Source organism: Streptomyces aureus, assembly GCF_001418135.1.
GTDB lineage: Bacteria > Actinomycetota > Actinomycetes > Streptomycetales > Streptomycetaceae > Streptomyces > Streptomyces aureus_A.
Genome location: NZ_LIPQ01000112.1, coordinates 19,765 through 43,527, shown reverse-complemented (window position 1 = coordinate 43,527; position 23,763 = coordinate 19,765). Strand labels below are relative to the sequence as shown.

The 23,763-nt window shown below is 71.1% G+C and carries 27 protein-coding genes; 11 read left to right on the top strand and 16 right to left on the bottom strand.

The window, feature by feature from the left end:
* Positions 1–180 precede the first annotated feature (180 nt).
* Together AOK00_RS11915 and AOK00_RS11910 are read right to left on the bottom strand one after the other, a co-directional pair.
* Positions 181–555 (bottom strand): hypothetical protein, encoded by a 375-nt coding sequence (locus AOK00_RS11915; protein ID WP_055600286.1) that lies wholly within the window; start codon positions 553–555, stop codon positions 181–183.
* Between the two features lie 62 nt (positions 556–617).
* The gene (locus AOK00_RS11910) at positions 618–842 is read right to left on the bottom strand and encodes a DUF6458 family protein (RefSeq protein WP_055600285.1); all 225 of its coding nucleotides are present in this window, start codon (positions 840–842) and stop codon (positions 618–620) included.
* A gap of 249 nt (positions 843–1,091) precedes the next feature.
* Here AOK00_RS11910 and AOK00_RS11905 point away from each other — a divergent pair, with 249 nt between their 5' ends.
* The 3 genes from AOK00_RS11905 to AOK00_RS11900 all read left to right on the top strand — a co-directional run bounded on the left by AOK00_RS11905 (position 1,092) and on the right by AOK00_RS11900 (position 3,115).
* The gene (locus AOK00_RS11905) at positions 1,092–1,451 is read left to right on the top strand and encodes a hypothetical protein (RefSeq protein WP_055600284.1); all 360 of its coding nucleotides are present in this window, start codon (positions 1,092–1,094) and stop codon (positions 1,449–1,451) included.
* A gap of 47 nt (positions 1,452–1,498) precedes the next feature.
* On the top strand, positions 1,499–1,645 hold the full coding sequence (locus AOK00_RS39415) for a hypothetical protein (protein WP_167346867.1): 147 nt from the start codon (positions 1,499–1,501) through the stop codon (positions 1,643–1,645).
* A 243-nt stretch (positions 1,646–1,888) separates the two neighbouring features.
* Complete coding sequence (locus AOK00_RS11900) at positions 1,889–3,115, top strand: PP2C family protein-serine/threonine phosphatase (RefSeq protein ID WP_254047333.1); 1,227 nt, start codon at positions 1,889–1,891, stop codon at positions 3,113–3,115.
* Between the two features lie 279 nt (positions 3,116–3,394).
* On the opposite strand, the gene AOK00_RS39000 is transcribed toward AOK00_RS11900, so the two are convergent.
* The 3 genes from AOK00_RS39000 to AOK00_RS11885 form a co-directional block, all read right to left on the bottom strand.
* On the bottom strand, positions 3,395–3,829 hold the full coding sequence (locus tag AOK00_RS39000) for a hypothetical protein (RefSeq protein ID WP_063886584.1): 435 nt from the start codon (positions 3,827–3,829) through the stop codon (positions 3,395–3,397).
* A gap of 117 nt (positions 3,830–3,946) precedes the next feature.
* Positions 3,947–4,291: a hypothetical protein gene (locus AOK00_RS11890; protein ID WP_055600281.1), complete on the bottom strand. Its 345-nt coding sequence runs from the start codon at positions 4,289–4,291 to the stop codon at positions 3,947–3,949.
* Between the two features lie 315 nt (positions 4,292–4,606).
* A complete protein-coding gene (locus tag AOK00_RS11885) occupies positions 4,607–5,440 on the bottom strand; it encodes a class II glutamine amidotransferase (protein WP_055600293.1) in 834 nt (277 codons plus the stop codon).
* Positions 5,441–5,609: 169 nt separating this feature from the next.
* On the opposite strand from AOK00_RS11885, the gene AOK00_RS11880 reads away from it, so the two are divergent.
* The gene (locus AOK00_RS11880; protein WP_055600280.1) at positions 5,610–6,122 is read left to right on the top strand and encodes an SRPBCC family protein; all 513 of its coding nucleotides are present in this window, start codon (positions 5,610–5,612) and stop codon (positions 6,120–6,122) included.
* Positions 6,123–6,353: 231 nt separating this feature from the next.
* Here AOK00_RS11880 and AOK00_RS11875 read toward each other — a convergent pair whose 3' ends face one another.
* From AOK00_RS11875 to AOK00_RS11840, 8 genes are all read right to left on the bottom strand, one after another.
* On the bottom strand, positions 6,354–7,319 hold the full coding sequence (locus AOK00_RS11875; protein WP_055600279.1) for an LLM class F420-dependent oxidoreductase: 966 nt from the start codon (positions 7,317–7,319) through the stop codon (positions 6,354–6,356).
* A gap of 151 nt (positions 7,320–7,470) precedes the next feature.
* Positions 7,471–7,959, bottom strand: a complete 489-nt coding sequence (locus tag AOK00_RS11870; RefSeq protein WP_055600278.1) for a flavin reductase family protein — start codon at positions 7,957–7,959, stop codon at positions 7,471–7,473.
* 120 nt (positions 7,960–8,079) lie between these two features.
* Positions 8,080–9,447 (bottom strand): mycothione reductase, encoded by a 1,368-nt coding sequence (locus AOK00_RS11865; RefSeq protein WP_055600277.1) that lies wholly within the window; start codon positions 9,445–9,447, stop codon positions 8,080–8,082.
* A 9-nt stretch (positions 9,448–9,456) separates the two neighbouring features.
* On the bottom strand, positions 9,457–10,497 hold the full coding sequence (locus AOK00_RS11860; RefSeq protein WP_055600276.1) for an iron-containing redox enzyme family protein: 1,041 nt from the start codon (positions 10,495–10,497) through the stop codon (positions 9,457–9,459).
* Complete coding sequence (locus tag AOK00_RS41575) at positions 10,494–10,667, bottom strand: CDGSH iron-sulfur domain-containing protein (RefSeq protein ID WP_254047334.1); 174 nt, start codon at positions 10,665–10,667, stop codon at positions 10,494–10,496. Before AOK00_RS41575 ends, AOK00_RS11860 begins: the two co-directional genes overlap by 4 nt.
* Positions 10,668–10,809: 142 nt before the next feature.
* Positions 10,810–11,490: a HemK2/MTQ2 family protein methyltransferase gene (locus tag AOK00_RS11850; RefSeq protein ID WP_254047332.1), complete on the bottom strand. Its 681-nt coding sequence runs from the start codon at positions 11,488–11,490 to the stop codon at positions 10,810–10,812.
* Positions 11,491–11,728: 238 nt separating this feature from the next.
* Complete coding sequence (locus AOK00_RS11845) at positions 11,729–12,919, bottom strand: alcohol dehydrogenase catalytic domain-containing protein (RefSeq protein WP_055600274.1); 1,191 nt, start codon at positions 12,917–12,919, stop codon at positions 11,729–11,731.
* A 101-nt stretch (positions 12,920–13,020) separates the two neighbouring features.
* A complete protein-coding gene (locus tag AOK00_RS11840) occupies positions 13,021–13,851 on the bottom strand; it encodes a DUF1206 domain-containing protein (RefSeq protein WP_055600273.1) in 831 nt (276 codons plus the stop codon).
* A 207-nt stretch (positions 13,852–14,058) separates the two neighbouring features.
* Here AOK00_RS11840 and AOK00_RS11835 point away from each other — a divergent pair, with 207 nt between their 5' ends.
* The 6 genes from AOK00_RS11835 (at position 14,059) to AOK00_RS11815 (ending at position 18,679) form a co-directional block, all read left to right on the top strand.
* A complete protein-coding gene (locus AOK00_RS11835; protein ID WP_055600272.1) occupies positions 14,059–14,316 on the top strand; it encodes a WhiB family transcriptional regulator in 258 nt (85 codons plus the stop codon).
* A gap of 387 nt (positions 14,317–14,703) precedes the next feature.
* The gene (locus tag AOK00_RS11830) at positions 14,704–15,240 is read left to right on the top strand and encodes a hypothetical protein (RefSeq protein ID WP_055600271.1); all 537 of its coding nucleotides are present in this window, start codon (positions 14,704–14,706) and stop codon (positions 15,238–15,240) included.
* Between the two features lie 205 nt (positions 15,241–15,445).
* A complete protein-coding gene (locus AOK00_RS11825; protein WP_055600270.1) occupies positions 15,446–15,886 on the top strand; it encodes a VOC family protein in 441 nt (146 codons plus the stop codon).
* A 214-nt stretch (positions 15,887–16,100) separates the two neighbouring features.
* On the top strand, positions 16,101–16,523 hold the full coding sequence (locus tag AOK00_RS11820; RefSeq protein ID WP_159041744.1) for an STAS domain-containing protein: 423 nt from the start codon (positions 16,101–16,103) through the stop codon (positions 16,521–16,523).
* 281 nt (positions 16,524–16,804) lie between these two features.
* Positions 16,805–16,942: a hypothetical protein gene (locus AOK00_RS38995; protein WP_159041743.1), complete on the top strand. Its 138-nt coding sequence runs from the start codon at positions 16,805–16,807 to the stop codon at positions 16,940–16,942.
* A 195-nt stretch (positions 16,943–17,137) separates the two neighbouring features.
* Positions 17,138–18,679: a UDP-N-acetylmuramoyl-L-alanyl-D-glutamate--2,6-diaminopimelate ligase gene (locus AOK00_RS11815; protein ID WP_055600268.1), complete on the top strand. Its 1,542-nt coding sequence runs from the start codon at positions 17,138–17,140 to the stop codon at positions 18,677–18,679.
* Between the two features lie 182 nt (positions 18,680–18,861).
* Here AOK00_RS11815 and AOK00_RS11810 read toward each other — a convergent pair whose 3' ends face one another.
* Positions 18,862–20,379: a DHA2 family efflux MFS transporter permease subunit gene (locus AOK00_RS11810; RefSeq protein WP_107097367.1), complete on the bottom strand. Its 1,518-nt coding sequence runs from the start codon at positions 20,377–20,379 to the stop codon at positions 18,862–18,864.
* 217 nt (positions 20,380–20,596) lie between these two features.
* Positions 20,597–21,031, bottom strand: a complete 435-nt coding sequence (locus AOK00_RS11805; RefSeq protein WP_055600266.1) for a MarR family winged helix-turn-helix transcriptional regulator — start codon at positions 21,029–21,031, stop codon at positions 20,597–20,599.
* A gap of 116 nt (positions 21,032–21,147) precedes the next feature.
* Here AOK00_RS11805 and AOK00_RS11800 point away from each other — a divergent pair, with 116 nt between their 5' ends.
* Positions 21,148–22,275: an NADH:flavin oxidoreductase gene (locus tag AOK00_RS11800; protein WP_055600265.1), complete on the top strand. Its 1,128-nt coding sequence runs from the start codon at positions 21,148–21,150 to the stop codon at positions 22,273–22,275.
* A 363-nt stretch (positions 22,276–22,638) separates the two neighbouring features.
* On the opposite strand, the gene AOK00_RS11795 is transcribed toward AOK00_RS11800, so the two are convergent.
* Positions 22,639–23,433 carry an SGNH/GDSL hydrolase family protein gene (locus tag AOK00_RS11795; RefSeq protein ID WP_055600264.1) on the bottom strand — a complete coding sequence of 265 codons (795 nt, stop codon included), beginning with the start codon at positions 23,431–23,433 and terminating at the stop codon, positions 22,639–22,641.
* Between the last annotated feature and the right edge of the window lie 330 nt (positions 23,434–23,763).

The window sequence follows — 23,763 nt, the reverse complement described above, 5'->3', positions numbered from 1 at the left end:
CCGTCTCACCGGATGCGCCTGCGGTAAACCTGGTGCGTCGTACGGACCGGCTCCTCGTGTCCCCCGTGGCGTCGCACGGCAGATTCCGCACGACAACGGACGGACGACGGTGTGGGCCGGACGGAGACTCGTCCGGCCCACACCGTCGTGTGGCCTGCGGGCAACCCGGGCCACGGCCTGTCAGATGGCGCCGGTGCCGCCCGAGAAGGGGCCGCCGGTGCGGTAGTGGTGGCCGATCTCCTCGCGGTACTGCTGGTCCGCGAGGTGCTTGTCGGAGACGAACTCGGGTGCGTCCTTCACCTGTTGCCGGGTCAGTGCGAGGTGGATCCTGTAGTCCTCCAGATCGACGCGGGTCACCGCGCTCGCCGGGATCAGCACCTCCTTGCCGAAGATCCAGGCTCCCGTGTCCACGACCAGATAGGCGTCGTCCACCTCGTCGGAGTGCTTGTCCACCTTGCCGATGTGTCCGTCGGCCGCCTCGACCCGCCACCCGGTGAGGTCGATGCCCGCCAGGTGGCCGGACTCCGTGCTGTAGGACCAGATGTGATCGGTCATCGCTGTCACTCCTCTGTCGTTGTTGCGTGGTGTACGTCACGGCGCCGAACGCGCGGGCCTCCTCAGAGCAGGTCACGCCGGTCGTCGTCGGTGGCCGTCGGCGCGACGGGCGGGACCACCATCCGGCGGCGGCGAAGGACGCTCGTGTACACGGCGGTTCCGAGGAATCCGACCGCCATGAGAATCAGGCCGACCAGGTCGAGGTCGACCGCTTCGAGCTCCCAGTCGGACGCGAAGGTGAGGATGGCGCCGACGGCGATCATGATGATGAACAGTCCCAGACCCATGGTTGCTCCTCCCATACGGGTTGGACAGCGTCCGCGTACCCGGCCCCCCACGGATCATTCCGCTCTCCCCCGGCGCGGTCGGGGCCGATCCCCTGTCCCGCCATCGGGAAACCGGCGGGCGGGCCGCATCGCCCCGGAGAGTTTCGCGATCGGGCGGATCCGGTTGGTGTGGGACGGCGGCGACGGGCAACACGGAGTGACAGAGCACGAAGCCCGGTGACACTCGCCCTCGACGGAAGGAAGGCATCCATGGCGCACGACATCTGGACCTACAGGGAGACCGCGGCCCTCGCGACGCATCTCGACCTGACCGGGTACAGGGTCGAGGCCACGGACGGGTTCGCGGGCACGGTCGACACGCACGAGCCCACGGCCGGCCGGGCCCATGTCGTGGTGGACACGGCTCCCTGGATCCCCGGCAGACGCGTCATCGTTCCGGCGGGGGTCGTGACCGCGGTCGACTCCGGCACGGAGAGGCTCCACATCGGCTGCTCCAAGCAGCGGATCGAGGAAGCCCCGCCGTTCGAACCCGGCCCCGACCACGACCGGGACGACGAGCAACCGCACCGGATGGGGCTCGTCGACTACTACCTGGCGTTCTTCCGATAGGCGATCCCCTCGCAGGCCCCCCGCCCTGGCAATCCAAGGAGAATCCCGTGACCGCACTGCTGACCCGTATCAAGCGATTCGCCCACAGCCCCCAGGGCCGTAGCGCGGCGGCGTCCGTCCGCCGGGCCGCCGCCGACCCCCGCAGGCGCACCCAGGTCCAGCGCCTCCTCTCCAAGCTGCGCGGCCACCGCTGACGGCTGCTCCCACGGCCCGGCAGGCCGGTGGAACGACGCCCCGCGCGACATACGGCGCGGGGCGTCGCCGCGCGCGCCGACCCCACCGGACGGGGTACGCGAACGGGCAATGTTTCGTGGGCCGGTCTCGTGGAACCGCCCGGGTCACGCGCGGCGCCGCCGCGGCCGGTCCTGTTCCGGCGCATGATGGGCAGGTCACCGGGGTCGCCCCGGTGACCTGCGGCGAAAGGCAGGCTGGTGCCGGTGGAGAACGACACTCTGGGTTCGGTCCTGGCCGACGTGCTGGCCGCGTCCCACCGCCTCGCGGCCCGTGCGATCCCCGACCTCGTGCAGGACGCCGGCCGGCGGCTGGGGCTGTCCGGTGCCCGTGCATACGTCGCCGACCTCCAGCAGCGCGATCTGGTCGCGCTGCCGGCCCCCGAGCAGGCGCCAAGGTCCGCCGCCGCCGGCGGGACCACGGACCTGGAGACGCTGCCCGTCGACAACTCTCTCGCCGGACGCGCCTACCGCACCGAAACCGTGCAGCTGAGCCGGCCGGACGCCGACGACTCCGAACGGACGGGATGGATCCCGGTCGTGGACGGCATCGGCCGGGTGGGGGTGCTGCGCGTGTCCGCGCCGGAACTCGATGCCTCCCTGCTGCACCGTTGCGAGGCCCTCGCCGACCTGGTCGCCATGATCCTGGCGGCGAAGCTGCCGTACAGCGACCTCCTGGCCCAGACGATGCGTACCCGGCCGATGAGCCTGCAGGCCGAGTTGCTGTGGGCCTTCCTTCCACCGCGCACCATCGGCACCGCGGCGGTTACCTCCAGCGCCCTCCTGGAACCCGCGTACGAGGTGGGCGGGGACGCGTACGACCACAGCCTGGCCGGAGAAGTGCTGCACCTGACGCTCCTGGACGCCATGGGCCACGACCTCGCGTCCGGCGGCTGCAGCGCCACGGCGCTGGCCGCCTGCCGTGCCGCCCGGCGCGCAGGCGGTCGCCTCGACGACATCGCCGTGGAGATCGACCGCACCCTGGACCGCTGGATCCCGGGGCGATTGCTGACCTGCGTCATCGCGAACCTCGACACCACCACCGGCCGGCTGGACTGGATCAACTGCGGCCACCCTCCCCCGCTGCTGATCCGTGACCGCCGCGTCGTGACCGGCGCACTCGACCGCACCCCCCATCCGCCCCTCGGGCTGACCGGCTACGAGGTGCCGCCCCCGCGCGTCCACAGCACCCACCTGCAGCCCGGTGACCGACTGCTGCTGTTCACCGACGGTGTGACCGACGCACGCTCCGCCGCCGGCGAACTGTTCGGCGAACAACGCCTGGCCGACGCCGTCGTCCGTGCCCTGACCGACGGCCTCCCCTCACCCGAAGCCCTGCGCCGCCTCATCCAGCAGATCCTCGTGCACCAGGACCAACGCCTGCACGACGACGCCACCCTTCTCCTCACCGAGTGGCACCCGCCGCACCGATGAACCCACCGGCGCAGGACCGCGACCTGCGCCGGTGGGGGGCCGGTGGTGCGCCCGTCGGACGGGCACCGGTCGTCACATCTCCCGGCCCTGCGGCTCCGAAGCCTCAGGCGGCCTCCCTCGCAATCGGTAGACATCGTGGCTGGCCCCCCAGACCAGACGGCGGAGCAGCATGACAGACCATTCGAGACGGGCTGCTCTCAGTCGAGTCGCCGAAGTCCACAGCCGGTGAACCCTGCCGTGCCTCGCGTACGCGGCCGCTCTCCTTCCTCGCTCCTTCATTCATCGTCCGGCCCGTGGCTCGAGTGCTGCATAGACCTCCCGTGGGGAGAACAGCGTTTCCCGCCCGTCGGGTGGGACGAGCCACGAAAGTCCGGTGACCTTCCGGCCGGGGTCGGGGACGGCCAGCCAGGTCCCGGTCGTCAGGAACCGACCCGCCCGCCCCGGCTTCGCGGCGGGGCTGCCCGGAGTCATCAGCAGCACGAGTTCCTGACGCCTGCTGTCGCGGAGCACCGGGCCGGTCGTCGAACGCCCGCAGCGGGCGAGTGCGTTCAGCAACCTGTGTCCCAGCTGCTCCGGGACGGCCAGGGCGTCCCAGAGCCGCCCCGCCGGCAGAAGGACCACACCCCGTTCGCTCAGCCTCCACTCGCTCAGGCACACGGCGGGGTCGTCGCAGACGGAAGCCAGCCACCGCACCGACCGCAAAGAGGGATTCATCTCCACGTACCTCGTTCCTGGGATCAGCCGACGGAGTGGCCGACTATCCCGGACCAGAAGCGGCATGAGCAGGGAGGCGGAGCATGGCGAATTCAACCCGCCGACTCTTGTGATGTGTCAGTGGGTGCCAGACCAGCCGAGCCATCGACGGAGCGCACTGTGGGTGGTGTCGTCCAGGGTGCACAGCACCTCGATGGCGTCGAGGTCGCCCGGCAGGGGTGCGATACCCGCCGTGGTGAGAGCGGCGTGCAGCTCCAGCCGGCGGCGGTCGACCGGCTGGAGACGGTCGGACAGGCTGCTGGAGGGCGTGGGCTCCGGTTCGAGGCAGTCGTCGTAGTCCATGAGGCCGAAGGCCGCCGAAGTCTCCCCGGCCCGGTCCTCGACGTACACGGCAGGGAAGCGGTACGGGTCGAGATCCATCAGTGTGCGCGGAGCCGTGGTGAGCGCCTGGAACTCGGTCATGAGCGTCTCCTCAGTCGTCGTGCAACGTGCAGATGACGACGACGTGAGCACTGCGAGCCGTTGCGATCCGGGGAGAAAGCCACCCGGATGTCCCCTATGGCATCTCGTCACAAGTGAGATGAGCCAACAGACGCGGCTCGGCCGGAGAGAGCCAGGTTGACACCGCCCGTGGCGCCGCACCGCCGCCCGGAAGGGGGGAAGGCCGGACGGCGGCTTTCTCGGAGCGCGCGCTCCACCGGCGGCTGCCCCGTCAGACGGGACGTACACCTGTGGAGACCGAGGCTGAGAAGACCATCGTCGGCGCCCGCGTCGCAGTCATCTCGGCGCGAACGGAACATAGTCCGCGGCCGAGCCCGAAGGAATGACCGCGTAGCTGGCCTCAGGCAGTTCGTTCCACACACCCGGCAGATCACCCAGGGGCTCGGAGACGACGATGCGGGTCTCGTCGGAGATCTCCTTCAGGTATTCCAGCTCGGGATGAAGGCGCCGAACGGTCTCGGCCCTGCTGCTGTAGAAGAGCGAGCGGGAATTCCCCTGACTGGAATAGCGGAAGGCCCACACGCGCTCTCCTTCACTCACGGCCACCGTCATCTGCAGGGGTTCCGGCACGCCGTGGCTCTTGCCGAGGCGCTCGACGAGGCCGGCCATTCGGGCGACGGCCCCCGGGACGTCCTGGTCGAGGCCGAAGGTGACGGCCAGGTAGAACATCACCTCGGAGTCGGTCGAACCCTCCATGAAGGGGAAGAGCACCGGGTCGACGGCCATGCACAGGTCCCGCTGCAGCCGGGGAAAGTCCGCGATGGCCCCGTTGTGCATCCACAGCCAGCGACCGTGGCGAAAGGGATGGCAGTTCGTCTGCTGGACCGCGGAGCCCGTGGAAGCGCGGACATGGGCGAAGAACAGGGACGAGCGGACATGCGACGCGAGCTCCCGCAGGTTGCGGTTGTTCCAGGCCGGGCCGACATCGCGGAAGACCGCCGGCGTCCCGTCGCCGTCCGAGCCGTACCAACCGACGCCGAAACCGTCACCGTTGGTCGACTCGACCCCCATCCGTGCATGGAGGCTCTGGTTGATCAGGGAGTGCTCAGGGCGGTAGAGCACGGCGTCGAGCAACAGGGGCGAACCCGAGTACGCGAGCCAGCGGCACATGCGGACCATCCCCTTCGAGGTCTGCTCCGAGCCTACGCCGGTCGCCGCCGGCACGGGCCGCAGGGCGTTCCGCCGCTCGCCGGCGGCCGATTTCGCGAGTATCACCACGCATGACGGGTAGGCGCCGAATTGTCCGCAGAAGGTCCACGATCACGTGAGGAGAATTCTCGTGAGCATGGTGAAGGAATCAATCGACGTCGACATACCGCTGCACCACGTGTACAACCAGTGGACGCAGTTCGAGGAATTCCCGAGCTTCATGGAGGGCGTCGAAGACGTTCGCCAGCTCGACGACAAGCACTGCCACTGGAGGACGAAGGTCGGCGGCGTCGAGCGAGAGTTCGACACCGAAATCGTCGATCAGCTGCCGGACGAACGAATCTCCTGGCGCACGGTGGGCGGCGACACGAAGCAAAAGGGAGTCGTCACGTTCCAGAGCCTCGACGAGGGGCACACGCGGGTGATCCTCGCCATGGACTTCCAGCCGGAGGGCATGGCCGAACGGGCGGGCGACATGATGGGCGTCCTCGACCGCAAGGTCAAGGGCGATCTGCGGAGGTTCAAGGGCTTCATCGAGGAACGAGGGCGGGAAACCGGCGGATGGCGCGGCCGCATCACTCCTGGACAGGCCGGCTCGACGATGAACCCCTCCGGGAACATCGGCCGTCCGACGGACGGATGAGAGCCCGTGTTCGATGGATGAGAACCCATCCCTGAGGCTCCCTGAGCCGTAGGACAACGGCCCCGCGGAGTCGGGGCCACGGAGCCCGGGGCGCGCCGCGGACGGAGAGACGACCGGAGCGGACGACGGAGACACGACCGGAGTGGACGACCACGGCCGGGGGGCCGGGCCTGCGCCGCTCCGGTCGCGGTCGTCCACCCAGGCTCTCGTCGCAGTCACCCACCCGGGTCCTCACAGCTCCCGCAGGGCCGGCAGCAGCTTCGTCTCCGCCCAGTTCAGGAAGGGTTCTTGTCGGTCGCCGCCTATCTGGACCAGGGCGATCTCGGTGAATCCGGCGTCGCTGTAGGGGCGAACCGCATCGACGAAGGCGTCCACGTCGTCGCCGCAGGGGATGGCATCCGCGACGTCCTCGGGCCTGGTGTGCTGCGAGGCCTGGGCGAAGGCCGCGGGGCCCGGGAGTTCGGCGTTGACCTTCCAGCCGCCGAGCGCCCAGCGGAACTGGTCGTGTGCCCGGGCCACCGCCGCCGCGCGGTCGGGGTCGTAGGAGACCGGGAGCTGGCCCACGCACGGCTTGCCGGCACCTCCGTACGCACCGAACGCGGTCAGCAGCTCCTTCTTCGGCTCGGTGGCGATGAGCAGGTCGCCGAGGTGGCCGGCGATCTCGCAGGAGCGGTCACCGGAGACGGCGATCCCGATCGGAGGCGGATCGTCGGGGAGATCCCAGATCCTGGCGTTCTCGACGTCGAAGTGGAGGCCGTGGTGGCTGACGTAACCGCCGGCGAACAGGGAACGGATGATCTCCACGGATTCCTCGAGCATGCCCAGGCGGACGTGGGCGGCAGGCCAGCCGGCGCCGACGATGTGCTCGTTGAGGTTCTCGCCCGAGCCCAGGCCAAGCCGGAAGCGCCCCTGGGACAGGAGCTGCATCGTGGCTGCTTTCTGGGCGACCACGGCGGGGTGGTAGCGGAAGGTCGGGCAGGTGACGTACGTCATCAGCGGGATCCGGGAGGTCGCCTGCGCGGCGGCGCCCAGCACGCTCCACGCGTAGGGCGCGTGCCCTTGGGCCTCCAGCCAGGGGAAGGAGTGGTCGGAGATGACGGAGAAGTCGAATCCGGCCCGCTCCGCCCCCACCACATGGTCGACCAGGTCCCGGGGTCCGGCCTGCTCGGTCATCATCGTGTATCCGATTTGCACCATGCCGGGCGGCTTTCCGCTTCGGCCCCTCTGAAACCTGTGGCCGTTCCCCGCCGGGCGGGGCTGGGGCGTCGCGGCTCGCGGGGAACGGTCGGATCATGCGATACCGGTCCCCCGCACCGTCCGCGGTACCGGTCCCCGGCGGTCCGGGGCCTCAGGCCGGATGCCCCGGATCGAGGTCCCGTAGCTCCCGGTATCGGAGCAGCACGGGCGGTGGGCCCTCGACCGGCGGGCACACCGCCACGGGCGCCAGGAGGAATCCCACGTGGTCGCCGCCCTCGATGCGCCCCTCGATCCGGCCGGTGAACCAGGTGGACAGCTGCTCCAGGATCGGGCTGCCTCCTTCTCCCGGCCGCCAGCCGATCGTCGCGAACTTGTCGACGCGGTCGCCGGTCTCCTCTCCGAAGAGCTCCGCCAGTGCCCGCTCGTCCCGGTGGAGCAGGTGCACGGTGAGGTACTCGGCCTCGCTCGCGACGCGGTAGGTGTGGTTGGCGACCGACAGCCACACGGTGAACCTCGGCGGATCGATGGAGCACTGCGAGGCGAAGCCCACCAGGCAGCCCGCCCGCTCTCCGCCGGACGCGGCTGTCACGACGTACATGGGGCCGTCGAGCGCGTCGGTGAAGGGGTCCGCGTCCGTCATGGCGCCTCCTGTGGTTCCGCATGGTCCGGTGGGCCCCGTCGGGCGGATGCCCCGGGCGTCGGCGGGCAGCCGGCGCTGCCCCTTGCCCTGCCGCGCCCGGGGCCCGGGCGCGGCAGAGCATCACGGACCGAGGTCGAGGAGGGCGTTCTCCACGACCTCGGTGAGTGCGGGATGGATCCAGTACGGGGACTCGGCGAGCGTGGTGGCGTCGATTCCGAGTGTCGCCGCCAGGACGAGGGGCTGGATGAGTGTCGACGCCTCGGCGCCCATCAGGTGGGCGCCGAGAATACGCCCGGTGCCGGGCTCGGCGAGCACCTTGCAGAACCCTGTGGTGTCCTCCATCGCCCAGCCGTAGGCGACGTCGCCGTAATCGGCCCGGCCCACGACGTAGTCCAGGCCTCCGTCACGGCAGTCCTGCTCGGTGGCGCCGACCGAGGCGATCTGGGGCTGGGTGAAGACCGCCGCGGGTACCAGGTCATGGTCGGCGGCGATGAGGTCGTCCGGGTGGCGGAGGTTGTGTGCGACGACCTTCGCCTCACGGTTGGCGACGTGCTTGAGGGGCACCGGTGAGCAGATGTCCCCCAGGGCGAAGACGCCTTCGGCGGTGGTGCGCTGATGTCGGTCGACACGCACCCGGCCGTCGTCGTGGGTGGAGATGCCGGCCGCTTCCAGGTTCAGCCGGTCGCTGTTCGGCGCCCGGCCCACCGCGACGAGCAGCATGTCCCCGTCGACCGTCGATCCGTCGTCCAGGCTCAGCCGCAGCGCGCCCGGGTGTCCGCCGACTCCTGTGAGCTCCCGGCCGAGCCTGAGGTCGTAGCGGGAGCGGACCAGTTCCGTGAACCGCTCCGCGACGGTCTCGTCCTGTGGGCCGAGCAGGCGCTCCTCCTTCTCCACGATGGTGACGGAGCAACCCGCCGCCGCGAACACCTCGGCCAGCTCCGCGGCGATGTATCCGCCCCCGAGGATCGCCAGGCGCCGGGGCGGAGCGTCGATCCGCATGATGGTGTCGGAGGTCTCGTACGGCAGGCCCGCCTCCGCGACAGGCCCGGGGATCGAGGGCCTGCTGCCGGCCGCGACGACGATCTGCCCGGCGCTGACGTCGACGGTCCCGTGCTCACGCTCGATCCGGAGGCTCCTGGGTCCGACGAACCGGGCTCTGCCCTCGTACACGGTGACCGAGTCCTGTCGCACGCGTCCCTGACGGCCGCTGTCCCGTTCGGCGTCCAGCCTCCCGAAGACGCGATCGCGCACCTGGCGCCAGCGCACCGCTCGCAGCTCGGCGTCCACGTCGTACTCCCCGGCCTCCCGGACGGTCCGGGCGACCTGCGCGGTGTACGCGAGCATCTTGCTCGGGATGCATCCGGAGTTGAGGCAGGTGCCACCGAACCAGCGCTCCTCGACGATGGCCACGTCCAGATCGGCGAACGAGTCGTCGATCACGGCGTTGCCGGAACCCGCACCGATGACGACAAGATCGTGGTGACGCATCCGGCCAGCCTACGAGTCTCGTGTATTCAGGGGCGTGCGCAACGCGCTGCGTCCGTCGGCCCATGCCGCGCCGATGTGCTCCGCGAGGCGGTCCTCCAGGTGGACGGTGGCCGCGCAGCCGAAGGCGATGTCGGCCTCGAGGGACGGCTCGTCCGCGAGCAGTCCGCCGATGACCTCACGGCGCACAACCTGCTCGTGCACGGCGTCCGCCTCGACGTGCTCGTCGTAGAAGCGCTCGGCTGCCGGCCCTGCCCCGCAGCGCCGCATCGCCTTGGCGAGTCGCCTGGAGCCGGGTGAGGAGGTCACCTCGACGCAGGCGAAGTGACCGACCAGAAGACCTCGGTGGGACCGGTGGAGCCCGAACAGGGACATCAGGTTGACGGTGGCGAGCAGCGGAGCGGGCGCCTGGTCCAGATAGCGGCCGTACGCGGGGTCGAGGCCGAGGTCCACCATGAGGTCGGCGAAGAGCTGGGCGTGGATCCGGTCGGGGTGGCCGGCACCGAACTCGTCGTACTCGATGGCTGCCATCGCGGCTTTGGCCCGGCCCCGCAGCCGGGGGATCACCCAGGCGTGCGGGTCGGCTTCCTTGAGGTGGTAGAGCGAGCGGAGAGCCGCGTACTCCCGCAGCTGCCACAGCTCGCCCTTCCGTTCCAGGTGGCGACTGAGACCACCGGCGGGGTCCAGTGGTTCGACGAGGAGCGGAGCGAAGGCCTCCTCGACCGATCGGGGGACGTCGGACAGCTCTGTGCTCAGAGCGTGCAGGAAACGGGATTCCATGGCCTGGCGCAGCCGCAGGAGTTCCGGGTCCCATTCGCGGTCGTCGTCCACACCCTCGAAGCCGCGGTAGTGGAGCTCGTAGAGGAGGTAGAGCGCGAGCTGGAGGTCCTCGCCCCACGGGTCGGCCGTCAGCACGGCGCCCGGACGGTACGCCGGTGTGTCGTTCGACCGGAGGGCCTCGGCGACTGCGGCGGACAGGGTGCCGCGCGGTTCGACCAGGCGGGGCCCCGTGGCGGCCGTGGTGCTTGTGGTGCTGGTGAGCGTGGGCGTCATGAGGGATTCCTGTCCTCCGGGGTCGGGACGGCGCGCTCGCGGGGGCGGTGGCTGGTGTCGCACCACGGGTAGATGCGGCTGCGGCGGCAGGTGCAGAGGGCGACCATGAAGCGCTCGGAGCGGGCGACCGTTCCGTCGTCGAGGACGATCTCGACCGGCCCCTCGACCAGCTCAGGGCCCTTCGGTTCCTTGGCCGCCCGGTTGACCGGCGCCTCCGGGCGGGCCGGGCCGGGGGTGTTCCTCCGGGAGTCGCCGGGGGTGTTCCGGGAGTCGCGGGGCGTGTTCCGGGAGTCACCGGGGGTGTTCCGGGAGTCAGCGTGCACGGATGACCACCAGCTCTTCCCGTTCCTCGGCCTCGGCCGCCAGGCCCACCCGTGCCAGCCAGGACCGGCGCGAACGCAGGACGGGCCCCCAGGGGACCGAGGCCCTGGCCGTGACGTCCGCGGCCATCCCCGCCCCGGTCAGTCGGTCGACGGTCTCCTGGACCCCGCACATCTGGGAGTGCACCAGGAGCAGGACCCCGCCGGGCCGCAGCAGCGCCGGAGCGCTCTCGCAGATGCGGTCGATGACGCCCCGCCCGTCCGGTCCGGCGTCCCAGGCCCGTTCCGGCCCCCGCGAGGGCAGCTGGACGTCCGGTGCCGGCACATAGGGCGGATTCGAGACGACGAGGTCGAAGCGGCGGCCCGCGCTGCGCGCCGCGAAGTCGCCGTGGACGACGCGCACGGGCAGTCTCTGGCGCAGGGCGTTCAGGCGGGCGGTGACGACCGCGGGCCATGAGACGTCGACCGCCGTCACCCGCGCCCGTCGCCGGGCCGCGTCGAGGGCGAGTGCGCCGGTGCCCGTGCCGATCTCCAGCACCTCCGTACCGGGCCCGACGTCCTCCTGGGCGAGGGCCCGGGCGAGCAGCCGTGTGTCCGCCTGCGGCCGGTAGACGCCGGGCAGCGCGATCAACCCGCCTGGCAGTGTGGCCAGGGTCAGAGCCGTACCGGACACGGGATACCTCCATGATCGACGGGACCGATCGTGGGCGCGACGGCGCCGACCGGCTGCTCCCTGCGACTGCCCCGTACGGGGCGGCTCATCCGCGATGCGGGGATCTGTCGACCCGAAGAGAGCCGACGGCCACGAGGAGTGACGCCGGTCGGCGCCGCCGGAGCCCTGCCGCTCGCGTGGCAGGCGGCCCCGACCGGGGAGCCCGCCGACACGCGGGAGCCGACCTGCGGCGGAAGGGTCATCGGCCGGGGGTCAGCACCACCTTGACCATGCCGTCCCGCTTCGCCTGGAACGTCTCGTAGGCCTGGGGCGCCTCCTCGAGCGGCAGAACATGGGTGGCGAACTGGTCGACGCCCAACGGATCGCTGTCGTCGAGCAACGGGAGGATGTCGTCCACCCAGTGCCGGACGTTGGCCTGGCCCATCCGGAGCTGGATCTGCTTGTCGAAGAGGCTGCGCATGGGCACGGGGTCCACGGCGCCGCCGTAGACGCCGACCAGACTGATGGTGCCGCCGCGACGCACCGCGTCCACCGCCGCGTCGAACGCGGCCATGCTGTCCACACCCGCCCTGGTCATGAGCCTCTTGCCGAGGGCGTCGGGCAGCAGTCCGGTGACTCGCTGGGCGGCTTTGGTGAGGGGGGCGCCGTGCGCCTCCATGCCGACGGCGTCGATGACGGCATCCGTGCCACGGCCGTCCGTGAGGTCCCGTACCCGGTCGCCGAGCCCGTCGCCGAGCTCGGCGAGGTCGAGGGTGCGCACACCGCGCTCCCGAGCGCGGGAGAGCCGTTCGGGGACGAGGTCCACGCCGAGGACCTCAGCCGCGCCTCTGTGAAGGGCCACGCGAGCGGCCATGTCGCCGATGGGTCCGAGCCCCAGCACCGTCACGCTCCCCCCGGGTGGGATCCCTGCGTAGTCCACGGCCTGCCAGGCGGTCGGCAGGACGTCGGAGAGGTAGAGGTACCGCTGGTCGGGAGCGTCGTCGGGTACCTTGACCGGCAGGGTGTCGCCGAAGGGAACCCGCAGGAACTCGGCCTGGCCGCCCGGAACCTGGCCATAGAGCTTGGTGTAGCCGAACAGCGACGCGCCCATGCCGTACTCCGTGACCTGGGTGGTCTCGCACTGCGACTGCAATCCCTGGCCGCACATCCAGCATGTGCCGCAGGAGATGTTGAACGGCACCACGACCCGGTCTCCCGGCACGAGGGTGCGCACGCCGGGACCGATCTCCTCCACGATCCCCATGGCCTCGTGCCCGAGGATGTCACCGGCGTCCAGGAAGGGGCCGAACAGCTCGTACAGATGCAGGTCGGAGCCGCAGATGCCGGTCGAGGTGACGCGGACGATCACATCCGTAGGATCGACGACCACCGGATCGGGCACGGTGTCCACCCGCACGTCGCGTTGTCCGTGCCAGGTCAATGCCCTCATGGTCCTCTCCTCGCTCTCGGCCGCGCTCGACACTCAGCGGCTGCCCGGTGCCGGCCGTCCCATGCGCTCCCCCTCCCACCGTCGGAGAGCGACCCCGTGGATCAGACCTCACGCCACTTGGACTGGCCGAAGGAGAAGACCCCGAAGAGCACGAGACCGACGGCCACGGCGACCAGAAGCCAGGGGCCCGCCGGGGCCTGCGCGAACGAGCGGATCGCGTCGTCCACGCCCTTGGCCTCGCCCGGATCGGATTCGATCGATGCCTTCAGGCCGAAGAAGCCGACGGCGGCGAACACGAGCCCGCGCGCGACACCGCCCGCTGTGCCCGTCACGTCCACGAAGCGGCGCTGCAGCGTGGACATCCGTCGCCACTGCAGATGCTCGCGGTACTTCCGCAGTACCGCCCGGCCCGCGATCCACAGCCCCGCGCCCAGGAAGCCGACGGCCACCGCCCCCACCCACCACGGACCGCCGGGCAGTGACAGCAGACGGCTCGTGAGGTCCTGGCTCTGTCTGTCGGTCGAGCCCGCGCCACTGCCCCGGTCCCCCGCCGCGAAGGACAGGACGAGGAAGGAGGAGACCGCGTAGAACACGAACCGGGCGCCGGACAGAGCGCGTGTGCCCGAGCGGTCGCCCTTGGGCCCGGCGGCCCCGAAGAGCGCCTCAGAAAGCCGCCACAACGCCATGCAGGCGAGGCCGACGCCCAGGGCCCAGAGCAGGACGAACCCGAACGGTGTCGAGACGACCTCCGCGAGGGCCCCGCCCCGGTCGGCCTGCTCGCCCGTGCCCGTCAGGCCGATACGTACGGCCAGGGCTCCGACGAGAAGGTACAGCACCCCGCGCGCCACGAACCCCGCCCGGGCAGCTGCCCGTACGACCTTCGCGCGGTCCACCCTGCTCGCCACGATCGTGGGCGACTCTCCTGTGGTCATGACCGGTCACTCCCCTCGGCTCGGAACCTTCGGCTGCCCCGTCTCCGCCGGCCGAACCATCGGGCGGCCGGCGAGCCGACCGCCCGGCCCTCCGCACAGCGTCGCGCCCGTAGCAGGGGCGCACTCGCGGGGCCGGCGGTGTTTCAAGTGCCGCCGACCGGTCAGCCGAATGGAATGACACCCGCACCCTTAGGCAGGAGGAATGACATGGACAGCTGGCGCGCATCCGCTGCCTGCCAGAACGTCGACCCCGACCTCTTCTTCCCGGTGGGGACCGGCGCCCCCGCCCTGGTCCAGGCCGAGGAGGCCAAGGAGATCTGCCGAGGCTGCCCCGTTCGGGAGGCCTGTCTTCGCTGGGCCATGGACGACTCCCGTCAGGTGACGGGCGTGTGGGGCGGTCTCGACGACGACGAACGCCGTTGCCTGAGGCGGCGGTTGCGCAACCGTACGGTGAAGGCTCGATGAGGAACCAGCCCTCGGGGCGGGCGGCGGCCCGGGTGCGCACCGCGGGGATCCCCTGACGACGTCACGAGCCGCCCGAGCCGGACTGCCTCCGGTGCGCATCGCTCCGGCTGGTGGCAGGGCGCGACGCCGCCGGCCCGGTGCGGAGTCGCTCGAACGGACGACGCGATCGACCGCGGGTGCCCGCTGTGCGGCGGCTGCTTCTCCACCGCCTTGCCGGGTGGAGGACACCCGGTGGCCGGGCCGCGCTCTTTGGCCGATGGTGAGGGTGTGGCGCATCGACCTACCTCCCCCACTGTCAGGGCCCGTCGGCTGAACGCCCGTCGGCGACGTCCGGCGGCCGGCGGATCGCCGCGAGGGGCACGCCGACCCCTCGGTCTCGGCAACGCGTTGGCGCCCTGGGCGACCGCCCTGTCCGCCCTCGCGGCCGCGATCGGTCTCTTCTTCAGCGCCACGGTGGCCTCGTCGAGCGTGGACGCCACGCGCAGGCAGTTGGACCAGGACGAGCGGCAGCAGGCCGGACGGGTCGGCTTCTGGGCCGAGCCGGCCGGCGAACTCTCCGAGACGATCGTTCTGGTGAACCGCTCACTGGATCCGGTGACCAACGTCGAGCTCTGGTGGTACGCGCCGGACGCGGACATCGACCCGGCCGAGCACGAGGACGTCTTCATGGCCTTCTCGACCGTCCCGCCCTGCACCCGCATGGTCTTCGATCACCGCGCCGTCGACGCCTTCCTGCTGAACAGTTTCGGAATCGAACAGGGCGTGGCCCCGCTCCGGGCGATCCAGTTCATCGACAGCGACGGGCGGCAGTGGTTGCGCGACCCGACAGGGCTCCGTGCGGCGGAGATGGAACGGGTCGACGGCCAGGACGTCGGCGATGATGTGCCTGCTCGTCAGGAGCCCGCCGAGCACTGCGACAAATGAGCACTGGCCGGAGCCTGCGGGCGGGGCGTCGCTCGGGCGGAGAGGGTCACGCGCGCGCATCGACGCCGCCGCGGGTCGGACGAGCTCCAGGCGTGATCCGGACCTTTCGGAGTTCGGCGGTCCGCGGATGTCGAGAACGTGCCATCGGCTCCGTCCCCGGGACAACAGCGGCCCCCGGCCGCACGTGGAAGAAGGAGCAACCGGCATGGCGATTCAGCGGATGGACAACGTCGGCATCGTCGTCGACGACATGGATGCCGCCATCGCGTTCTTCGTGGAACTCGGTATGGAGGTGGAAGGCAGGGGCGAGGTCGAGGGGCTGTTCGCCGACCGGTGCACCGGACTCGAAGGCGTCCACTGCGACATCGCGATGGTCCGGACCCCCGACGGCCACAGCCGGCTGGAGCTGGCGAAGTACCGCAGCCCCGCGGTGATCAGCGGCGGGCCCCGGAACCGGCCGCACAACGTGCTGGGCACACACCGTGTCATGTTCGCCGTCGACGACATCGAGGACACCGTTGCCCGCCTGCGCCCTCACGGCGCCACACTCGTCGGCGAGATCGCGCGGTTCGAGGACAGCCATCTGCTCTGCTACGTCCGCGGCCCGGAGGGCATCATCGTCGGACTGGCCGAAGAGCTGCGCTGAGAAGGAGGCACCGGACTCGGCGCGGGGTTCGGCCGGGTCGGGGGCCTCCTCTGCCGGCTCCGCCGTCGCAGCCGTGGGGGCGGGAGAACAGGCCCCCCCGCTGACCCGTACGGGTGGCATCTTTCGCTCGTGCTGGGGATCGATGCTGCTCAGATGGGGTGAAAGAGCCGCGTGCCTCGAATCCCAGCACCGTACGCGAGGCGTTGATGGGTCCGTGAGTACCTCAAGCACAGCCCCGATACTGCCCGCCTCGCTCGCTGCCCCCGCCGTTCCCGTCGTGCACGACTCGGGCGCGGACAACGCGCCCGGCGTCATAGTCGTCGACTCCTGCACCACGCTCGGCTCCACCCTGGTCGTCCGCCTCGTCGGGGAGATCGACTGCTACAGCGTCGCTCCGTTGCGTGCGTTGCTGGCCTCGGCAGCGGCCGACGGCTACACCGGACTCGTACTGGACACCGCACGGGTCGCCTTCTGCGACTCCAGCTTCCTCGCCGTCCTCGACTGGTGGCCCCGGCGAGGACGGCGCCTCACCGTCGCGAACCGCTCCCGGGCCGTCCGACGCCTCCTGACCGCGGCCGACGTCTCAGGACAGTCGGCGGCCCAGGCCGACCCACTGATGGCGGCGGCCACGTCATGACCTTCATACTCATGACGTGCGGCCCGATGCTGGCAGCGGTCCTCATGGTCCACTGGGAACCCCGCGCCTCCCGCCACGGCCGTCGTGCCCGATCCGCCCAGGTCACGCCCCGCAGAACCCTGCTGTACTGCCGCGGCGCGCTCTTGATCACCTGCTCCACTCCGTAGACGGGAAAGGTCGTCGGGGCCCGCACCGAACTGCGGGCCCCCACGGCCGCTCCCTGTACCGTCGCGGCCGGCCATGTGGGCGGCAGGCCGGCGGAACGGCCGTACACTCGCCCCATGGGTCGCACGAGTTCGACGAGGCAGTGCCTGTTGCAGGCCGCCTCCGGAGTGCGTCCGGCCGTTGTCGACCCGGCCACCGCCGCCGACGTGGACGCGCCCCCGACTCGCCGTATCGCGCTCCACGGCCACGGCTAGCCCTCCCATCTCCCCCGGCGCGCCGCTCTCCACGCCGTACGCCGGACCTCTCCCGGGCCGAACCCGCCCCGCCCTGCCGACGCCGGGCGGTCTCCGCCCCGCTCCACGTCACCACAGCAGCGTTCCGGCACTCGCCCGGCGCTGCCGCCCGGCTACGGCCGCACGACCGGGCCCGGCCACCTCGAAGGGATCATTGTGAAGCTGAGCGAATTGCTGGCCGGGCAGGAGCATCACGTACTCCAGGGAGACCCGCGCGGCGCGCTGATCACCGCGGGGACGACCTTCGACGTGGATCGGGTGACGCCGGGTTGTCTGTTCATCGCCGTGCCCGGACACCGGGAGGGCGGGCCCGGCTCCGTGGCGCCCGCGCTCGCCCGCGGAGCGGCCGCCGTGGTCGTCGACGGCGCGGAACCGGCGCTCCCGGCGTCGGTGTGGCCGCCGGGCTCGTGTGCCGTGCGGGTGCCGGACATCCGGAGGGCGGCCGCGATCGTCACGTCCCGCTACTTCGGCGAACCCGGGCGGCAGATGGACGTGGTGGCGGTCACCGGCACCAACGGCAAGACCTCGGTCTCGTACATGGTCGAGTCCGCCCTGCGGATCTCCGAGGGCGCGAAGGTGGGAGTGATCGGGACGGCCGGCAGCCGGATCGGCGACGAGCTGATCCCGATGCCACGATCGGTGCTGACCACGCCGGAGTCGCCGGACCTGCAGTATCTCCTGGGGTGCATGCGTGACCGCGGGGTCGGCAGCGTGGTGCTCGAGGCCACGTCGATGGGTCTGCTGACGCACCGGGTGGACCGTACGTTCATCGACGTCGGGGTGTTCACCAACCTGACCCAGGACCACCTCGACGACCACGGGACGATGGCGAACTACCGGGACGCCAAGCTCCGTCTCTTCCAGGGGCTGTGCCGGCAGGCGGTGGTCAACGCCGACGATCCGGTGGGCGCCGGGATCGTGGCGATGATGCCGGGTGCGGTGACCACGTACTCCCTCGACGGGCCGGCGGACTACCGGGCGACCGATCTCGCCGTCAGCGCGTCCGGCACGAGGTTCACCCTCCACCACGGCGGGCGTGCGTATCCGGCGGCGATCCCCGTCCCGGGCCGGTTCTCCGTGGCCAACGCCCTCGCCACCCTGGCCGCCTGCCACGTCCTCGGGCACGAGCTGGGCGACCTGGTGACGGCACTCGACCGGATGCCGCCCGTCCCCGGCCGGTTCGAACGCTTCGAGACCCCCGAGGGTACGTCCGTGATCGTGGACTACGCCCATTCCCCGGACTCCCTGGACAAGGTACTGACCACCATCCGCGGCTATGCCCGGGGCCGGATCATCACCGTCTTCGGCTGCGGCGGCGACCGGGACGACACGAAGCGTTCCGACATGGGACGGATCGCCGGGGCCCATTCCGACCTGTGCGTCCTCACCTCGGACAACCCGCGCAACGAGGACCCGCAGGCCATCCTGGACCAGATCGCCCCCGGCCTCGCCGCGACCGGCACCCTGTTCGAGCGGATCGCCGACCGCCGCGAGGCCATCTCGTTCGCCCTGTCCGCGGCGAGTCCCGAGGACACCGTCCTGATCGCCGGCAAGGGCAGCGAGCCTTACCAGATCGTCGGCGAGGAACTGCTGCCCTTCAGCGACATGGCCACCGTGCGTGAACTCGCCTCGGCACGGACCGCATACGTCTCCGATGGAGATGCGAGCCGTGGAGGCAGCGCGGCGATGGCCGGCTGATCTGGGCGTCCGCGAGGTGGGCGACGGCTGGGTGAGCGACGTCGCCCCTTGCTCCTGGGCCGGGCCTCGCCCCCCCCTGGCTCCGAGTGCGGGCGTGGCCCCTGCGACGAACTCCTACGAGATCTCGGGCGCTCTCGACACGGCGATGGCCCGTGCCGAGTGCCCGGTCGCTCGTCCAGGTGTCAGGTGGGTGTGGGGGCGGTCTTGTTCGTCGTGGTGCCGTCTTCGTCCTGGGCCTCCGGCTCGGCGGGCTGCTGCGGAGCGGGCGGGGTGCGGACCAGCAGCGCGACCAGCACGGCCAGGGCGCCCAGTACGGCCCCGATGCCGAATCCCCATCGGACGCCCGTGGCCAGGGCGCCGGTGGCGCCGGCACCCTCGGCCGCCGCCGTGGCGGCGTGTCCCGACATGACACTGATGACCAGGGCGGTACCGGCGGCGGCGGCGACCTGCTGGAGCGAGCCGAGGATGGCGGAGCCGTGGGGGTAGAGGTGCGGCGGCAGCACGGACAGGCCGGAGGTGAAGACGGGGGTGAAGACGAACGCCATCCCCGCGCTCAGCGCCACGTGCAGGGCGAGCACCAGCCACGGCGAGGTCTGCTCGCCCGTGAGTGCGAACAGCGCGAGGCACAGCGCCGTGAGTACGGCTCCGGGTACGACGAGGCGAGGTGCGCCGAACCGGTCGTAGAGCTTGCCGACCTGTGGTCCGAGCAGGCCCATGGTCAGGCCGCCCGGGATGAGGAGCAGCCCGGTCTGCAGGGAGCTCAGGCCGCGCACCTCCTGCAGATAGATAGGCAGCAGGATGAACGCACCCATGAGAGCCATGAAGGACAGGCACATCAGGCCGAGTGCGACGGAGAAGTGACGAAACGTCAGGGCGCGCAGGTCAAGGAGCGGCGTGGACGAGCGCTGGAGCGCCAGCTGTCGCCACACGAACAGGCCCACGAGCGCGGCGCCGGTCAGGGTCATGGCCACCGGGGGCATGGGGGCCTGCGCCGCGTCCCCGGCACCGAGCCCGCTCAGGCCGTAGACCAGGGATCCGAAGCCCGCCGCCGCCAGGGGGACGGACACCCAGTCGATGGGGCCGGCCTGCGGCTCACCGATATTGACCAGTTTGCGACGGCCGAAGACGGCCATGGCTCCGGCGATGGGCAGCACGGCCAAGAACAGCAGGCGCCATGAACCCAGCTGCAGCAGCACACCGGAGACCGCGGGGCCGAGTGCGGGTGCGACGGAGATGACGAGGGTGATGTTGCCCATGACGCGGCCGCGGTCGTGCGGGGGCACGAGGGTCATCAGCGTCGTCATGAGCAGCGGCATCATGACCGCGGTGCCGCCGGCCTGGATGACGCGGGCCGCCAGCAGCACGGGGTAGGCGGGCGCGGCCGCGGCCAGAGCCGTACCGGCGAGGAACAGCGCCATGGCCAGGCTGAAGGCGGTCCGGGTCGTCACGCGCTGCAGGAACCACCCCGTCACCGGGATGACGACAGCCATGGTGAGCATGAAGGCCGTGGACAGCCATCCTGCGGCCGCCGCGGTGACCTCGAACTCGCGCATGAGCCGCGGGATCGCGTTGACCATGATCGTCTCGTTGAGGAGGACGACGAACGTGGACAGTACGAGAATCCGCAGCACGGCGGTGATGTGGGCGGGCGAGAGAGTGGGCGTCGCGTGCGACGCGGGCACTGCGTGTGATGCGGGCATGGCGCCTTCCGTCATGTGAGTGTCCTCCGCACGTGGCAGCTCACAATGACGGACCGCGGCGCCGGGAAGAACTCATGGGTGTTCCCGATCCTGTCGGTGGCGCCGCCCGAGCACAAACCAATTTCCCGACCGCCCGCGGGCCTGCGAGCCGGAGGGCGTCGGCATCATCCCCGCGCCGGCAGCGGGCGTCGTCGAGGAGACGCGAGGCAGCCAGGGGTCAGACGGTGGGCGGGGAGACGAAGACCCGTTCCAGCAGGGTGTACAGGGATTCCCGGTCCTCACCGCTGAGCCTGTCCAGGCCTTCCCGCGTGGTGCGCATCCTCGCGCGGATCGCGTCGGTGACGCGCTCGCCCTCGGCTGTGAGGATGACGTTCTTGACGCGCCGGTCGGAGGCGTCGGCCTCGCGGCGCACCAGGCCCCGCTTCTCCAGCCGGTCGATGATCCCGGTCATGTTGGAGGCGTCGCAGGTCATGGTCTCGGCCAGGGAGCGCATCGCGGCGGGCCCCCGGCGGAGCACGGTCAGGGCCTTGCCCTGGCTCGCCGTGAGGTTCTCGCTCGCCGCCGCGACGGTGAAATCGCCGTAGTAGACGCCGAGCGACACGGAGAGCAGCTCCATGAGCTGGGCCGTGTCGGCGCGGGGAGCTTCTGTCATGCGAGCCACTCTAACCGGAGATACTTGACGATCTCAAGCTTTGACGTCTACCGTCCTCATTGCATGAAGTTCTCAAGCATCAAGGTTGTCAAGCAATAGCCCAGAGGAGCGTCCCTGTGACCGTCACCGCGTCCCCCACCTCCCGCGCTGCCGAGATCCTGTCCCGGCCCGTCACGCTGAACGGCCTGACCGTCCCGAACCGCATCGCGATGGCGCCGATGACGCGCATGTTCTCCCCCGGCGGAGTCCCCGGCGAGGACGTGCGGTCGTACTACGCCCGACGCGCCGCCGCCGGCGTGGGCCTGATCGTCACCGAGGGGACCTACGTCGGCCACGAGTCGGCCGGGCAGAGCGACCGCGTGCCGCGGTTCCACGGCGAGGAGCAGCTGGCGGGCTGGGCGAAGGTCGCCGAGGCCGTCCACGCGGCGGGCGGCACGATCGTGCCGCAGCTGTGGCACATCGGCATGGTGCGCAAGCAGGGCCAGGCGCCCTACGCCGACGCCCCGGCGATGGGGCCCTCCGGCATCCGCCCCGACGGCACCGAGGGCACGGGCAAGGCCATGACCCAGAGCGACCTGGACGACGTCATCGGCGCCTTCGCCGAGGCCGCCGCGGCCGCCGAGCGCATCGGCTTCGACGGCGTCGAGCTGCACGGCGCCCACGGCTACCTCCTCGACCAGTTCCTGTGGGCGGGGACGAACCGTCGCACCGACGCCTACGGCGGCGACCCCGTGGCCCGTACGAAGTTCGCGGCCGAGATCGTGACCGCGGTCCGCCAGACCGTCTCGCCCGACTTCCCGGTGATCTTCCGCTACTCGCAGTGGAAGCAGGACGCCTACGACGCGCGGCTCGCCGAGACCCCGCAGGAGCTGGAGGCGATCCTGGCCCCGCTCGCCGCGGCCGGTGTCGACGCCTTCCACGCCTCCACCCGCCGCCACTGGATTTCCGAGTTCGAAGGCTCGGACCTGAACCTGGCGGGCTGGACCAAGAAGCTCACCGGCAGGCCCACCATCACCGTCGGCTCGGTCGGCCTGGACGGCGACTTCATCCACGCCTTCGCGGGCGAGGGCGCCCCGGTGCAGGGCATCGACGACCTCCTCGACCGCCTGGAGCGGGACGAGTTCGACATGGTCGCCGTCGGCCGCGCGCTGCTCCAGGACCCGGAGTGGGCCGCGAAGGTCCTGGCAGGGCGGACCGACGAGCTCAAGCCGTACGACGCGGCGGCGGTGAAGACGCTCAGCTAGCCCCGCGCGCGTGCCGATGCACCGACGTCGCGAATCTGGCGCACTCGTGGGGCGGCTCCCGGTCGCGGGCCGAGCGGGCACGCGAGGGCGTGGCCATGGTGATCGCGACGGCGGGTTGCCGGGTGCGGGGAGGAGCTCGGTCGCCGGGAGGCCGGGGCGGAGTCCGACCGCTCCGGTCGTGCCGCTCGATCCGATCGAGGCGTCCATGTGGCGCGCGGGCGCGACTCGGAGCCGGCCCACAGGCGAGACCGCGAAGGGGCGGCCCGGGAAGAAGGCCGCGCGCCGGTCCGACCCCGATGCGACCGGGATCGGGCCGAGCCGTCGAGCGGCCGGTCCGATCCCTTCGTACAAAGGTCGGCAGGGTCAGACGGCCGAACGGAAAGCGGGCAGGTATCCGCCCGACTGCCCAGCGGCCTTCGGGTGGTAGGAGTTGTACACCGGGACGGACAGGCTGTGCAGCCAGGAGTCGGCGGAGCAGATCTCGTGGCCCGTGAACTCGTCGACGACGCTGGAGAAGGTGAAGCCCGCGTTCGCCGCCTGCTTCGCGAGAACGCCGTTGAGGGTGTCCGAACCCCGATTGATGGCCGCTCGCTCGCTCTCACTGAGTCCGGCGATGCAGCTCCCGGCCAGCTTGTAGAACCGGGGGTACCCGAGAACCACCACGCGCGCCTGGGGTGCGCGGCCGCGGATGTCTCCGTAGAGGGCGGAAAGGCCGCCGGGCAGCGTGCTGTTCATCTTCACGACTGCGGCGTCGACGGCCGCGACGCAGGTGGCCTCACTGTTGAGCACGCAGGTCTGCATGACGTCCGCGAACCCGACGTCGTTGCCGCCCGCCGTGACGCTGACGAGGGTCGTGGACGAGTTCAGCGGGCCGAGCTGGCCGCTGCGGACGGAGCCGGTGGTCGCACCGGAGCATGCGGTGAAGGAGAACGCGGAGGGGGAGTTGGCCGCTGCCCACAGGCGCGGGTACGCATTGGTGCTGCGGCGGCAGTCGCCGCTGTCCGCGAGGTAGCTTCCGGCCCCCACGCCGGAGGAGTACGAGTCTCCGAGGGCCACGTAGCGGTGGCCGGCGGCGGTGGCCGGCTGGGCGACTCCGAGGGCCGCGGCGGCCACTGCGAGCGCGGTTGACGCGGACAGCGCGATTCTTCGCCAGAGCATGGCGATCAGCCTCAAATCCAAAGCGTGGGAGGTGAGTTGGTTGAGCGCGACACTTCTAGCAGGGCGGTGATACCGACCGGTAGCCCTCGGGGCGGATGTCGTCCGCTTTGGGCGCATGTTTAATTCTCCGCGCGTAGACTCGTCCTGTTTGCGCCACGCACGCGGCGGGCTGCACATCAGGGCGGCTGCCGTTACGGCTCCGGCAACGGCCCCAACAAGCGGCGCTTCGAAGGTGCTTCGGCATCCGCCGGCCCGGACCGTCGGCGACTGCAGGCTCCGCAGGCCCTCCCAGCCCTCGGCGGAACGGCCTGACGAGACCAACTCCGAAGG